11 protein-coding genes and 1 pseudogene are annotated in these 13161 nt (G+C 68.2%); 9 read left to right on the top strand and 3 right to left on the bottom strand.

Features of this window, described 5'->3' with window-relative positions:
- Window positions 1-20 precede the first annotated feature (20 nt).
- The 4 genes and pseudogenes from T428_RS0110650 (at window position 21) to T428_RS34405 (ending at window position 3788) form a co-directional block, all read left to right on the top strand.
- Complete coding sequence (locus T428_RS0110650) at window positions 21-719, top strand: class I SAM-dependent methyltransferase (protein ID WP_025736476.1); 699 nt, start codon at window positions 21-23, stop codon at window positions 717-719.
- A gap of 60 nt (window positions 720-779) precedes the next feature.
- A complete protein-coding gene (locus tag T428_RS0110645) occupies window positions 780-1757 on the top strand; it encodes a phosphotriesterase family protein (RefSeq protein WP_025736475.1) in 978 nt (325 codons plus the stop codon).
- Window positions 1758-3254, top strand: a pseudogene (locus T428_RS27135) (AMP-binding protein); the annotation flags it as partial.
- Complete coding sequence (locus T428_RS34405) at window positions 3228-3788, top strand: YbjN domain-containing protein (RefSeq protein ID WP_342666204.1); 561 nt, start codon at window positions 3228-3230, stop codon at window positions 3786-3788. The pseudogene T428_RS27135 and the gene T428_RS34405, both read left to right, overlap by 27 nt.
- Here the strand turns inward: T428_RS34405 and T428_RS0110635 are convergent.
- The gene (locus tag T428_RS0110635; RefSeq protein WP_084298727.1) at window positions 3785-4879 is read right to left on the bottom strand and encodes an acyltransferase family protein; all 1095 of its coding nucleotides are present in this window, start codon (window positions 4877-4879) and stop codon (window positions 3785-3787) included. The genes T428_RS34405 and T428_RS0110635 overlap by 4 nt on opposite strands.
- 152 nt (window positions 4880-5031) lie before the next feature.
- Between T428_RS0110635 and pgfA the strand changes: the two genes are divergently transcribed.
- Window positions 5032-6309: a cell envelope lipid trafficking protein PgfA gene (gene pgfA / locus T428_RS0110630; RefSeq protein WP_169733647.1), complete on the top strand. Its 1278-nt coding sequence runs from the start codon at window positions 5032-5034 to the stop codon at window positions 6307-6309.
- 18 nt (window positions 6310-6327) lie between these two features.
- Window positions 6328-8079 (top strand): MmpA family trehalose lipid delivery protein, encoded by a 1752-nt coding sequence (locus T428_RS0110625; protein WP_025736471.1) that lies wholly within the window; start codon window positions 6328-6330, stop codon window positions 8077-8079.
- An 87-nt stretch (window positions 8080-8166) separates the two neighbouring features.
- On the opposite strand, the gene T428_RS0110620 is transcribed toward T428_RS0110625, so the two are convergent.
- A complete protein-coding gene (locus T428_RS0110620) occupies window positions 8167-9321 on the bottom strand; it encodes a glycosyltransferase family 4 protein (RefSeq protein ID WP_025736470.1) in 1155 nt (384 codons plus the stop codon).
- Window positions 9322-9362: 41 nt separating this feature from the next.
- On the opposite strand from T428_RS0110620, the gene T428_RS0110615 reads away from it, so the two are divergent.
- The 3 genes from T428_RS0110615 to T428_RS0110605 all read left to right on the top strand — a co-directional run bounded on the left by T428_RS0110615 (window position 9363) and on the right by T428_RS0110605 (window position 12862).
- The gene (locus T428_RS0110615; protein WP_025736469.1) at window positions 9363-10127 is read left to right on the top strand and encodes a class I SAM-dependent methyltransferase; all 765 of its coding nucleotides are present in this window, start codon (window positions 9363-9365) and stop codon (window positions 10125-10127) included.
- Between the two features lie 41 nt (window positions 10128-10168).
- Complete coding sequence (locus tag T428_RS0110610; RefSeq protein ID WP_025736468.1) at window positions 10169-11638, top strand: aldehyde dehydrogenase; 1470 nt, start codon at window positions 10169-10171, stop codon at window positions 11636-11638.
- Between the two features lie 588 nt (window positions 11639-12226).
- On the top strand, window positions 12227-12862 hold the full coding sequence (locus T428_RS0110605; protein WP_425412022.1) for a TetR/AcrR family transcriptional regulator: 636 nt from the start codon (window positions 12227-12229) through the stop codon (window positions 12860-12862).
- Here T428_RS0110605 and T428_RS0110600 read toward each other — a convergent pair.
- Complete coding sequence (locus T428_RS0110600) at window positions 12859-13155, bottom strand: hypothetical protein (RefSeq protein WP_025736466.1); 297 nt, start codon at window positions 13153-13155, stop codon at window positions 12859-12861. The genes T428_RS0110605 and T428_RS0110600 overlap by 4 nt on opposite strands.
- Between the last annotated feature and the right edge of the window lie 6 nt (window positions 13156-13161).

Here is a 13161-nt window from a genome sequence, read left to right as displayed (position 1 = left end):
GGCTGGAATTGAGAACTCTCATGCCGCAGTGCTACTGCCAAGCCGGCACGCAGGCGGAGCGGACGGCCGACGGTAGCCTCATCGAGCTCTACCGCCACCTGCCGCCGACGAGTGAGCCCGAACAGATCCACGCCCTGCTGCAACCGCGGAGTTCGGTGCTGGAACTCGGCGCCGGCACCGGACGGATTGCCGACCCGCTGGCACAACTGGGTCATCAAGTCACGGCCGTCGACGACTCCGAGCACATGCTCGCCGAAGTTCGGCACGCGCGGACGGTGCGCGCCCGCATCGAGGACCTGCGCCTGATGCAACGATTCGACGCAGTCCTGTTGCCGACCAACCTGATTCACTACCGGGGCATCGGCCTGCGGCGGGCGGTGCTGGCGACCGTCGCGCGTCATCTCAAGCCGACGGGCAAGGCCGTCATTCAGTGGAAACCGCCGTCCTATTGGGCCGCTCGGCCCTCAGGCTGGACCGAACGCAAAGCGATCGGCCGTTCGACCGCTCGTGTCACCGTGCACAGCTCCTTCAACGGGCTGGTCGAAGGAGAATATGCATTGCTCGTGGATGGATTGGAATTGCGGCAGTGCTTTCACCTCGAGGTGCTCACGGTCGAAAAAATCCGGTACGAACTCGACAATGCCGGTTTGCAGTTACTCACCACCCGTCCCGAATCAACGGAATGGCTGGAAATCGTACGCAAAGCGCGGCAGCGCTGACCCCGGACCGCGGAAAAGGAGACTGTTCTTCCACCGGCGGGCGCGCTTAGCATCAGCGACGTGTCCGAATTAAATTCTGCGCGCGGAACCATCGATACCGCCGAGCTCGGCGTGACGCTGATGCACGAGCACGTCTTCATCATGACCACCGAGATCGCCCAGAACTATCCGGAAGCCTGGGGCGACGAGGAGAAACGGGTGGCCGACGCGATCGACCGCCTCAACGAGCTCAAGGCCCGCGGCGTGGACACCATCGTCGACCTCACCGTGATCGGGCTGGGCCGCTATATCCCGCGCATCGCGCGGGTCGCGGCGGCCACCGAACTGAATATCGTTGTGGCGACCGGGTTTTACACCTACAACGATCTGCCGCTGCGATTCCACTACGAGGGCCCGGGCGGCATGCTCGGCGGGCCGGAGATCATGGTCGACATGTTCGTCCGCGACATCGAGGAAGACATCGCCGACACCGGCATCAAGACCGGAATCCTCAAATGCGCCACCGACGAACCCGGCGTCACCCCCGGGGTCGAGCGGGTGCTGCGGGCCGTCGCCCAGACGCAGAAGCGCACCAGGGTACCGATCTCCACGCACACCCACGCCGAGCTGCGGCGCGGGCTCGAACAGCAGAAGATCTTCGAAGAAGAGGGCGTCGACCTGAGTCGGGTGATCATCGGGCATTCCGGCGACAGCACCGACATCGGCTATCTCGAGGAACTGATTGCGCCCGGCTCGTACCTCGGGATGGACCGGTTCGGCATCGACGTGATCTCGTCGTTCGAGGACCGGGTGAACATCGTCGCGCAGATGTGCGAGCGCGGCCACGCCGACAAGATGGTGCTCTCCCACGACGCCAACTGTTACTTCGACGCGTTGCCCGAGGAACTGACGGCGCAGATGATGCCGAACTGGCACTACCTGCACATCCACAACGACGCGATCCCCGCCCTGAAAGAGCGCGGTGTCACCGACGAGCAACTGCACACGATGCTGGTGGAAAATCCGCGGCGCATCTTCGAGACGACGGGCGCTTACTAAATGACCCAGAGTGAGCCGATTCCGCCGATCGGTACCCAGGTTTCGGCGCTGGCCGCGCTAGCCCCTGACGAGCCGGCGGTCACCTGCGACGGCGAGACCCTGACCCGCGCCGAACTGGACTCCTCGACCAACCGGCTGGCCCGCGCCTACGCCGATCGCAGCGTCGGCGTCGGCGACTACGTGACGATCCTGCTGCCCAACTCGGTGGAATTCGTGCAGGCCGCGGTGGCGTACTGGAAGTTGGGCGCGGTGCCGCAACCGTTGTCGGCGCGGCTGCCGGTCGCGGAGCTGCAGGGCCTGCTGGACCTGCGCCCGCGTGCACTGCTGGTCGGCGGGGAAGATCCACAGGGTCAAATTCCCGGTGTGCCAAAAGGTTTCACGCCCGATCCGACGTTGTCGGACGCGCCGCTGCCCAAGGCGGTGTCGCCGGCATGGAAGGCAATGGGATCCGGCGGCAGCACCGGGCGCCCCAAGCTGATCGAGGCCGGTGGTGACAGCCGCCTCTCGCCGCTGGCCGCCTATGCGATGGGCGCACAAGAGGGCGACACCACGTTTGTGCCGGTGCCGCTGAGCCACAACACCGGGATCACGATGGCGGCGCTCGCGCTGATCATGGGCCACCACCTATTGTTGATGAACCGGTTCGACGCGCATCAGTTCCTCCGCCTGATCTCCGATCACGGCGTCACGTTCATGGTGACGGTGCCGACGATCATGCAGCGGGTGCTGCCGGTCTACCACGCCGACCCGTCGGCCTACGACCTGTGGTCGATCCGGCGGTTCTGGCACCTGGCGGCGGTGTGCCCGCCGGCCGTCAAACAGGCCTGGATCGACCTGCTGGGTCCCGAGAAGGTCTGGGAGCTCTACGGCGGCACCGAATTACAAGCGCTGACGTTCATCTCCGGCGACCGGTGGTTGGCCCATCGCGGCTCGGTCGGCATCGTGGTCAGCGGCGAGATGAAAGTGCTCGACGACGACGGCAATCCCTGTCCGCCCGGCGTCGTCGGCGAAATCTATATGCGCCCGGCACCGGGCAGCGCGCCGACCTACCGGTACCTGGGATCGACGGCGAAAACCCGCGACGGCTGGGACTCGCTGGGCGATCTCGGCTACTTCGACGCCGACGGCTTCCTCTATCTGTCCGACCGGCGGGTCGACATGTTCACCGTGGGCGGGCGCAACGTCTATCCCGCCGAGATCGAGAGCGCGCTGTCAGCGCACCCGGAAGTGTTGTCCTGCTTGGTCGTCGGCGTCCCCGATCCGAACGCCGGTGATCTGGGCCAGGTGCCCTACGCGCTGGTGCAAAGGACCGACGACTCCACCCTGGACGCGGCGGGCGTACGCGAGTTCCTGCGCGCCAACATCGCCGGGTATAAGGTTCCGCCCACCCCCGACTTCATCGAATTCGTCGACACGCCCCTGCGCGACGAGGCCGGTAAGGCCCGCCGCTCGGCGGTCCGGGCCGAGATCATGGCGCGGTTACCGACCACCGAGGCGAGCGGAGCCTCGGGCACCAAGAATCCTTTGAGGCCCCGCGGTCACGATCGGGGCATGGAGATCGAGCCATTGAGCACGGAGCTGATCGAACGGTATCTGCGGTCGCGCCAGTTGCGCTTCTTCCGCAGCGACGCCGGCGCGGAATTCATGCTGGTGCTGTCCAACTATCAGCGGGGCAAGTTGCTGGTGAACCTGCGGATCAACGGGTTGCGGCCGGACATTTTGGAGATCTCGGTCAGCCCGGCCGGCTACTACCTCGCCAGCGATCGTCCGCGCCTAATGGAACTGGTGAACGACTGGAATCGCGACACGCATTGGCCCAAGGCGTTTGTCCGCGAGACCGCCCAGCCGAGCCACGTCAGCGTGGCCGGCGAGAGCGCATACCTACTGAGCGACGGCATCCACCTGGCCGGGCTGGGCAACTTCATCAAGTCCACCGTCGAGTACGGAACCGACCTGGTCGAGAAGATCGAGCAGGCCATCAACCTGCCGTCCGCGGACACGTTGGAGGAGTGGATAGACCGCACCGGCTAAGGCGCGATCGCGTCCGCCTCGGCATCTGCCGCCTGCCCATCCGGCATCTGGCGTTTCTCCCAGCGGTGCAACGCTTCCCGGCACGGCGACTCGACCAGGGCGTAGCTCACCGCCGCGATCGCGAACCCGAAGACCAGCGTCAGCACCAACACCGTCGGCATGTTGCCGGTGAACGGAAACGTCCCCACCACCGGGAACACCATGGCCAGCGCGGCCAGGTGCCAGATGAACAGGCCGTAGGACCAGCGGCCCAGGGTCACCATGCCGGTGCTGCCCAACAGCCGGTGCGGGGTGTCGATGCGGTCCAGCACCAACGGCGCGACCAAGGCGAACGCGACCACCGCACCCATGGAGGTCTTCAGCGCGAACTGCGTCGCGGTCCCGGGAGTCAGGCCCTCCGGACCCGCCAGCGGGGACGCCGCCACCAGGAACGCGACCAGCGCGACGACGGCCATCAGCACCCGCCGGCGCGCCAACCGCGCTGCCAGCCCGATGGGGCTGTGCACCCACTCGGCCAGCAGCATGCCCGCGGCGAACCAGGAGAAAAAGGCCGGCGGCCAGTTCAGCGGATTACCGGAATGGATGGGCACCCACCCCCACGCCCAGCTGAGCGCCCCCAGCGCGGCGATCACCGGCACCCGCGCGCCCACCGGGATGCGGCGGGCCAGCAGCGCCAGAATCGGCAGCGCCAGATAAAAACTGACCTCGACCGACAGGCTCCACATCTGGGTCAGGCCGCCGGTCAGGGTCAGCGGTATGTAGATCTGGGTCAGGGTCAGGTTTGCCAGCCACACCGTCGGGCTGGCGTGATCCGAGTCGGGCAGCAGCGTGAGAATCACGACGACGGCCACCAGATAGGCCGGCATGATGCGGACCACCCGCGAACGCAGGTAGTGGCCGGTGCGCGGTCGCGGTGTGAGCTCGCGTGCCGCGGCCGCATGACCACGCCACAGCAAGAAGCCCGACAACGCGAAGAACACCGCGACAGCAAGGTCGAAGCGGCCGAACAACCGGCCGTCCACCCCGCTGGAGTGACCGGTTTGGAAGGCCACGTGCGTGATGACCACACCCATGGCCGCGCAGGCGCGCATACCCTCGACGGCGGGGAGGAAGCTGCGGACTCCGCCCACCTGCTGGCCCTCGGTCACGATCCCAGTTTGCCTGCGCTGTGCTGCCTGGCGAATTGGGTACTGCTGTTAGGGTCAAACCGATTTGCCTAGAGCGTCAGGGAGGGCACGGCCACGTGAACCGAGCGGTCATGTTGCGGTTCGCCGCATGCGGAATCATCGGACTCGGGGCTGCCCTGCTGATTGCCGCGCTGTTGCTGTCGACCTACACCACCAGCAGGATCACCAAGATCCCGCTCAACATCGACGCGACGCTGGTCAGCGATGGCACCGGAACCGCTCTGGACTCGGCGTCGCTGTCGACTGACCACGTCGTCGTCAACCAGAACGTCCCCCTGGTCTCCCAGCAGCAGATCAGCGTCGAGTCGCCGGCCAACGCCGACGTGGTCACGCTGCAGGTCGGCACCTCGCTGCGGCGCACCGACAAGCAGAAGGACACCGGACTGCTGCTGGCAATCGTCGACACCGTCACGCTCAACCGCAAGACCGCGATGGCCGTCTCCGACGGCACCCACACCGGCGGTGCCGTGCAGAAGCCGCGCACCTTCAACGACGAGAACCCGCCCACCTCGATCCCACTGCGCCACGACGGCCTGTCCTACCGCTTCCCGTTCCACACCGAGAAGAAGACCTATCCGTACTTCGACCCGGTCGCGCAGAAGGCATACGACGTCAACTACGACAGCCAAGAGGACGTCAACGGCCTGACTACCTACAAGTTCACCCAGAACATCGGTTACAGCGCCGACGGCAAGCTGGTGGCGCCGGTCAAATACCCGTCGCTGTACGCCGGCGACGAGGACGGCAAGGTGACGACGTCCGCGGCGATGTGGGGCCTGAAGGACGTCGACCCGGCCGAGCAGATCACCATGACCCGCTACTACGCCGCGCAGCGGACCTTCTGGGTCGACCCGGTGTCGGGCACCATCGTCAAGCAGACCGAGCACGCCAACCACTTCTTCGCCCGTGACCCGCTGAAGCCCGAGCTGACGCTGGCCGACTACAAGGTCACCTCCAACGAGGACACCGTCGAATCCCAGGTGAACGCCGCCCGCGACGAGCGCGACCGGCTCGCCCTGTGGTCGCGGGTGCTGCCGATCACGTTCACCGCGATAGGCCTGATCGCGCTGGTCGGCGGCGGGTTGTTCGCGTCGTTCAGCCTGCGGACTGAAAGCGCGCTGACCGACCCTGGGCTGGACCGCGGCGACGAAGAGTTCTTCGGCCGCAGCGGGCTCGAGGAACGCGTGCCCGGCGCCGAGGCCGAGACCGAGAAGCTGCCCGCGCAGCACTCCGAAACCCATGACGATCCGGATCCGCCGCCCGGCTCCGACCCGCCGCACGGCGCCGCGTCCGAACCGAATCCGAATCCGCCCGGCCCGCCCGACCGGGACTAGCCCGCGGTCGCGCCGACGGTGACCGTGCCATGGCGCTGGGCGGTACGGTGGTCTCTTCCCGGATATGCGCTGGTCTTGGCGCTGCTGGTGGCCGCGCCGTTGCTGCGGCCGGGATATCTGTTGCTGCGCGACGCGGTCTCCACGCCGCGCTCGTATCTGTCGGATACCGCCCTGGGTTTGACCGCACCGCCGCGGGCCACGCCGCAGGATTTCGCGGTGGCGCTGGCCTCGCGTCTGGTCGACGGCGGCGTCGTGGTCAAGGTGCTGCTGGTGCTCGGGTTGTGGCTGGCGGGCTGGGGTGCGGCGCGACTGGTCGCGGCCGCGCTGCCGGGCGCCGGGACGCCGGGCCAGTTTGTCGCGGTCACGCTGGCGATCTGGAACCCCTATGTCGCCGAACGACTGCTGCAGGGCCACTGGAGCCTGCTGGTCGGCTACGGCTGCCTGCCCTGGGTGGCGTCGACGATGCTGCGGCTGCGCGCGGGCGCGGCCGGGTTTTTCGCGCTGGCGTTCTGGATCGCGCTGGCCGGGCTGACGCCGACCGGGCTGATGCTTGCCGCGACGGGGGCGCTGGTGTGCGTCCTGTCCCCGGGCGCGGGCCGGCCGCGCTGGCTGTGCGCCGCGGCGGCGTTGGGTGTCGCGCTGGTCGCGGCGCTGCCGTGGCTGGTGGCCGCGGCGACGGGCTCGTCGCTGTCGACCCCCAAGGCGGCCAGCACGCTCGGCGTGCTCGCCTTCGCGCCGCGCGCCGAGCCCGGCCTGGGGACGCTGGGTAGCCTGGCCAGCCTCGGCGGGATCTGGAACAGCGAGGCCGTACCCAGTTCGCGGACAACGCTTTTCGCGGTCGTAGCCGCGGTCGCGCTGCTGACGGTGGTAGCGGCCGGGCTACCCACGGTGCTACGCCGCCCGGCGGCGGTGCCGCTGCTGGTGCTCGCGGCCGCGGCGGTGGTGGTTCCGACCGCGCTGGCCACCGGTCCCGGCCTGCACCTGCTGGCCGCTGTGGTCGACGCCGCGCCCGGCCTGGGAGTGCTGCGGGACGGGCAGAAGTGGGTGGCGCTGGCGGTGCCGGGTTACGCACTCGCGGGCGCCGGCGCGGTGATCACGCTGCACCGGTGGCTGCCCCCGCCGGCGGATTTTGCCACGGCGCTGATCGGCTGTCTTGCGTTGATCGCGGTGTTGCCCGACCTGGCCTGGGGTGTGGGAGGCAAGGTCGCGCCGGCGCAGTACCCGCCGGGGTGGGCTGCCGTCGCGGCGGCGATCAACCGGACGCCCGCACCCGTCGCGGTGTTTCCCGAGGGCTCGATGCGACGATTCGCGTGGTCGGGCCCGGCGCCGGTGCTGGATCCGCTGCCCCGCTGGCTGCGCGCCGACGTGCTGAGCAGCGGCGACCTCGCGATTTCCGGGCGGGTGGTACCCGGGGAGGGGGATCGTGCCCGGGCGGTGCAGGAGCTGCTGCTGTCCGGGCCTGCTCCGTCGGCGCTGGCCCCGGCCGGGGTGGGGTGGCTGGTCGTCGAGTCGGACAGCGCCGGTGACATGGGCTCGGCCGCGCGCACCCTGGACGCGCTCACGCCGGTGTTCCGCGACCAGGAGTTGACGCTGTACCGGGTCGGCGGCGACGCCGCCGGGGTCTCGCCGGGCCGGCGGCACGTCACGCTGATCGCGCACCTGGCGTGGCTGGGGTTGCTGATCCTGGGCGGCGGCGGGGCGCTGATCTCCGCGTGGCGGCGCGGGTCGCTGGTCCCCGCTTGGCGGAGCGGATCGCGCCGCGACACTTAACCCATGGCGACGACACGCCGATAGACGTCGCCAAGGATTAAGTCTCGCGGGGCGCGGGCGAGGCGCGGGTGGGGCGCCCGCGGCGGGTTAGACGACGCCGCTGACGAACTCGCCGGCTTGCACGGTTTCCAGCACGGCGCGCATCGCGTCGGCGCTCTGCGTCCACGAGAACTCGCCGCTGCGCGCCTGCGCCTTGGCCCCGAGCTGATCGCGCAGCACCGGATCGCACAGCAGCTCTTCGAGTCGATCCACCAGCTCAACGCGGCTGTCCACCAATATCCCGGTCACCCCGTCGACGATCGAGTCGGACAGCCCGCCCGAGGAGCGGTAGCCGATGGTCGGCACCCGATGCTGGGCGGCCTCGACGACCGCCAGGCCCCAACCCTCCTTGCGCGAGGGCAGCACATGCACCCAAGCACCTTGCAGCACATGGTGTTTGGTCACGTCGTCGACATGGCCGTGGAAGGTGACCGCATCGCTGATGCCGAGGGCGCGGACATGGTCGACGAGGCGCCGGCGCCACCAGCCGTCACCGACGATGTCCAGATGCAGTTCTGGCAGCCGGGGCCGCAGCTCGGCGACCGTTTCCAGGGCGTCCTCGATCTGCTTGTGCGGCACCAGCCGGGAGAGCACCACCACCCGCGGCACCGCCGAACGCGGGCCTTCCAACGACTGCGCCGGCGCCTCGTCCAGGCCGTTGCGCACCACCGCGATTCGCTCGTGGTCCGCGCCCAGGGCAACCAGGTCGCGTGCCGACGGCAGCGACACCGTCAGGTATTGATTGCGGCGGTGCAGCCGCGGCGACAGCCACGACTCGACAAACCAGCCCAGCCGGCCGAACACCGGGCCGGCCACCGGCCACTGCTCGCGATGGCAGTGATGCACCAGCACCACCACCCGGCGGCCGTAGAGCAGCCGGGCACAGAACGGCAGGCCGTTTTGCGAGTCGACGACCACGTCGGGGCGCACTCGTCGCAGCGGTCCGAGGCCCACCCGGGCCGCGGCCATCGCCAGCAGCGCCCACACATAGACCGAGTAGCGCCCGCCCGAGCGGCTGATTCGAACCCCGTCGACGACCTCGCGGCGCGGTGCGCCCGGATAGCCGGCGGTGCGCAGGGTGACCGCGACACCCGACGCGGCCAGCTGCGCGCCAATGCGCTGCAAGTAGGTTTCGCTGCCACCGCCCTGCGGGTGGCCGGTGTCGCGCCAGCACAGCAGCAGGACGGATCGCAGGTCAGACATCAGTCGCCAGCGTAGCGGTTAGCCGACGTAGGGTCTTTGCGGTGGCGGTGACTGACCTCTTTGCGCGACGAGCTACGCTGGCGCGCTCGGTGCGGCTGCTGTCCGAATTCCGCTACGAGCAGCCGGACCCGGCTCGGTTCTACGGCGCGCTCGCCGCCGACACCGCGGCGATGGTCGCCGACCTCTGGCTGGCCGCCCGCGGCGAACCGCCGGCCGGTCGCACGCTGCTCGATGTGGGCGGCGGGCCGGGATATTTCGCCCAGGCGTTCGCCGAGGCCGGCGTGCGCTACCTCGGCGTCGAGCCCGATCCGAGCGAAATGCGCGCCGCCGGACCTGGCGTGGCGCGGGCGACGCACGTCCGGGCGTCGGGCATGGCGCTGCCGTTCGCCGACGACTCGGTGGACATCTGCCTGTCGTCCAACGTCGCCGAACACGTGCGGCGGCCGTGGCAGCTCGGCGCCGAGATGCTGCGGGTGACCAAGCCGGGCGGGCTGGCCGTGCTGTCCTACACCGTCTGGCTGGGCCCCTTCGGTGGGCACGAGATGGGTCTGAGCCATTACCTGGGCGGTGAACGCGCCGCCGCCCGTTATGCGCACAAACACGGCCACCGGGCTAAGAACGACTACGGGTCGTCGTTATTCGCGGTGTCGGCGGCAGACGGGCTGAGCTGGGCCGAGAACACCGGGGCGCTGCTGGCCGCATTCCCGCGCTACCACCCGCGATGGGCCTGGTGGCTGACGTCGGTCCCGGTGCTGCGCGAGTTCGCAGTGAGCAATCTGGTTCTGGGGCTCTCGCCCCAAGAATGAAACATGTTCTTGTTTTGCGTCGGCTTGGGTAGGGTGGCGGAATGGGCGACATCAAGACCGAATACGACAAGCTTTTCATCGGCGGCAAGTGGACGGAGCCGTCGACCTCCGAGGTGATCGAGGTGCACTGCCCGGCCACCGGCGAGTACTTCGGCAACGCACCGCTAGCCGCGGCGGCCGACGTCGACGCCGCGGTAGCCGCGGCCCGCGCCGCCTTCGACAACGGCCCCTGGCCCTCGACGCCGCCGAAGGAACGCGCGGCCGTGATCGCCAACGTGGTCAAGCTGATGGAGGAGCGTAAGGAGCTGCTGAGCGCGCTGCTGGCCGGCGAGACCGGCCAGCCGCCGACCACCATCGAGACGATGCACTGGATGGGCTCGATGGGCGCGCTGAACTTCTTCGCCGGCCCGGCCGTCGACCAGGTCAAGTGGCGCGAGACCCGCACCGGCTCCTACGGGCAGACCATCGTGCACCGCGAGCCGATCGGCGTCGTCGGCGCGATCGTCGCCTGGAACGTGCCGCTGTTCCTGGCCGTCAACAAGCTGGGCCCGGCGCTGCTGGCCGGCTGCACGGTGGTTCTCAAGCTGGCCGCCGAAACTCCTTTGACCACAAACGCTTTGGCGGAAATCTTCGCCGAGGCCGGCCTGCCCGAAGGTGTGCTGTCGGTGGTGCCCGGCGGTATCGAGACCGGCCAGGCCCTGACGTCCAACCCCGATGTCGACCTGTTCACGTTCACCGGCAGCTCGGCCGTCGGTAAGGAGATCGGCCGGCGCGCCGCCGAGATGCTCAAGCCGTGCACGCTGGAGCTCGGCGGAAAATCCGCGGCCATCGTGCTCGAGGACGTCGACCTGGCCTCGGCGATCCCGATGCTGGTCTTCTCCGGGATCATGAACACCGGGCAGGCCTGCGTCGGCCAGACCCGCATCCTGGTCCCGCACTCACGCTACGACGAAATCGTGGAAGCGGTAAGCCAATTCGTGCAGGCGCTGCCGGTCGGACTGCCGTCGGACCCGGCCGCCCAGATCGGATCGCTGATCAGCGAGAAGCAGCGCGCCCGCGTCGAGGGCTACATCGCCAAGGGCATCGAGGAGGGTGCCCGGCTGGTGTGCGGCGGTGGCCGTCCCGAGGGCTTGGACAACGGATTCTTCGTCCAGCCCACGGTGTTCGCCGACGTCGACAACAAGATGACGATCGCCCAGGAGGAGATCTTCGGGCCGGTGCTGGCGATCATTCCTTACGACACCGAAGAGGACGCGATCAAGATCGCCAACGACTCGGCCGACGGCCTGGCCGGCAGCGTGTGGACGTCCGACGTGCCCAGGGGCATCGCGATCTCGGAGAAGATCCGCACCGGGACCTACGCGATCAACTGGTACGCCTTCGACCCCTGCTGCCCGTTCGGCGGTTACAAGAACTCCGGCATCGGCCGCGAGAACGGGCCAGAAGGTGTCGAGCACTTCACGCAGCAAAAGAGCGTGCTGATGCCGATGGGTTACACCGTCGAGAACTGACGCCATGACGCCGAGCGCGCAACTGGCCGGGCGCTCGGGTTCCAATACGCGGCTGGCCGCGCGTTCGGCGGGTTAGCGGCCGTCAGGCCGACCAGGCCCACCCAGGCCGTCAGGCCCGATCAGCAAACGTGGCCGCCGCGCTCCAGGGTCACGCTGGCGAACGCGGGAAGGATCTGGGCGACTCGGCTGGTGCACGTGTGTGCCATGCCACAGCGATCCCCAGAACCCAGAATTATGCAATACACCATAATCCTTACGGTCTGCTCAGCTTAGACTCACCACGAATAAAGACCTGCGTGACACATTTACCGTGGTCTGCGAGTTTAGTAGCGCTAACAATTTGATTAGTAGACCAATGTCTTATATGATTCTCAGCATAATCATGAGCCGCCGACCCCGGCGCATGAGAGCACCACTAGGCCGGGAGAAAACCATGTAGATCATCGAACTCAACGTCACCGGCTATCAATTCACCCGCGAGATGCCCGACCTGAAACGCCGCTCTTTCCGGTTCAGCCCGCGTAACATGCACTGGCCGGTATCGCGTCATTCGCACGCTGCATGACGTCAGCCCCAGGAGGTACGAGAGTGCCGACCACGAGCGACGTCGCGCCGGAGCCCACGTGGACGAAGCGCGGCGCGACCCGCACCAAGATGCTGGTCAGCGCCGCCGAGGTGATGCGTGAACGTGGGGCCGCCGGCGTCACCATCGACGCCGTGCTGGCGCGCAGCGGCGCCCCGCGCGGGTCGGTCTACTACCACTTCCCCGAAGGCCGCAATCAGATCCTGAGCGAGGCGCTGCGGTATTCGGGGGATTCCATCACCGCGACGATCGACGCCGCCGCCTATGGCACCCGAGCCCTGCTGCGCGAATTCATCGAACTCTGGGAGCGGCTGCTGACCGACGGCGACTTCCTCGCCGGCTGCCCGGTGGTCGCGGCCGCGATCAGCTCGGACGAAAGCGATCAGGACCTGACCAGCGAAGCCGGCATGATCCTGGGCCGGTGGTGTACGGCTTTGACCCGGGCGTTCGCAAAGGACGGCTTCGACGACGACGCCTCGCTGGCGGTGATGTCGATTTCGGCGCTGGAGGGCGCGATCGTGCTGGCCCGCTCGACGCGCTCGATCCGCCCACTCAGCCAGGTCGGCGAGCAGCTCGAATTCCTAATCAAGGCAAGGGAATTCGTCACCCGGAACGGAATGCCAGGCAAGCAGGACAGCTAGTCGCTGGCCGGCAGTGGCTTGACCTCTTTGAGTGCCAATGCGGTCTGACTGATGCTCAGGCTCCCCGCGCCCGGCTTGGTCACCAGCACCTCGGCGCCGGACTCGTCGACGTAACGCTTGCCCATCACGGTGCCCTCGGCGAAGGCCGGGTCGAGTTCGCCGGAGCGCTCGGCGCCGATCGGCACCATCGGCACACCGCCGCAGCGCAGGTCGTCGAGGCTGTCGGAGCTCCTGACGACGATCACCTGGGTGTCACACACCTGGCTGGTGAGACGGGTTCCGTTCTTGATCATGATCTT

It is taken from the genome of Mycobacterium genavense ATCC 51234, assembly GCF_000526915.1.
Lineage (GTDB): Bacteria > Actinomycetota > Actinomycetes > Mycobacteriales > Mycobacteriaceae > Mycobacterium > Mycobacterium genavense.
Note: the sequence above shows the minus strand (reverse complement) of the source record. Positions and strands in the feature narration are given on the sequence as shown.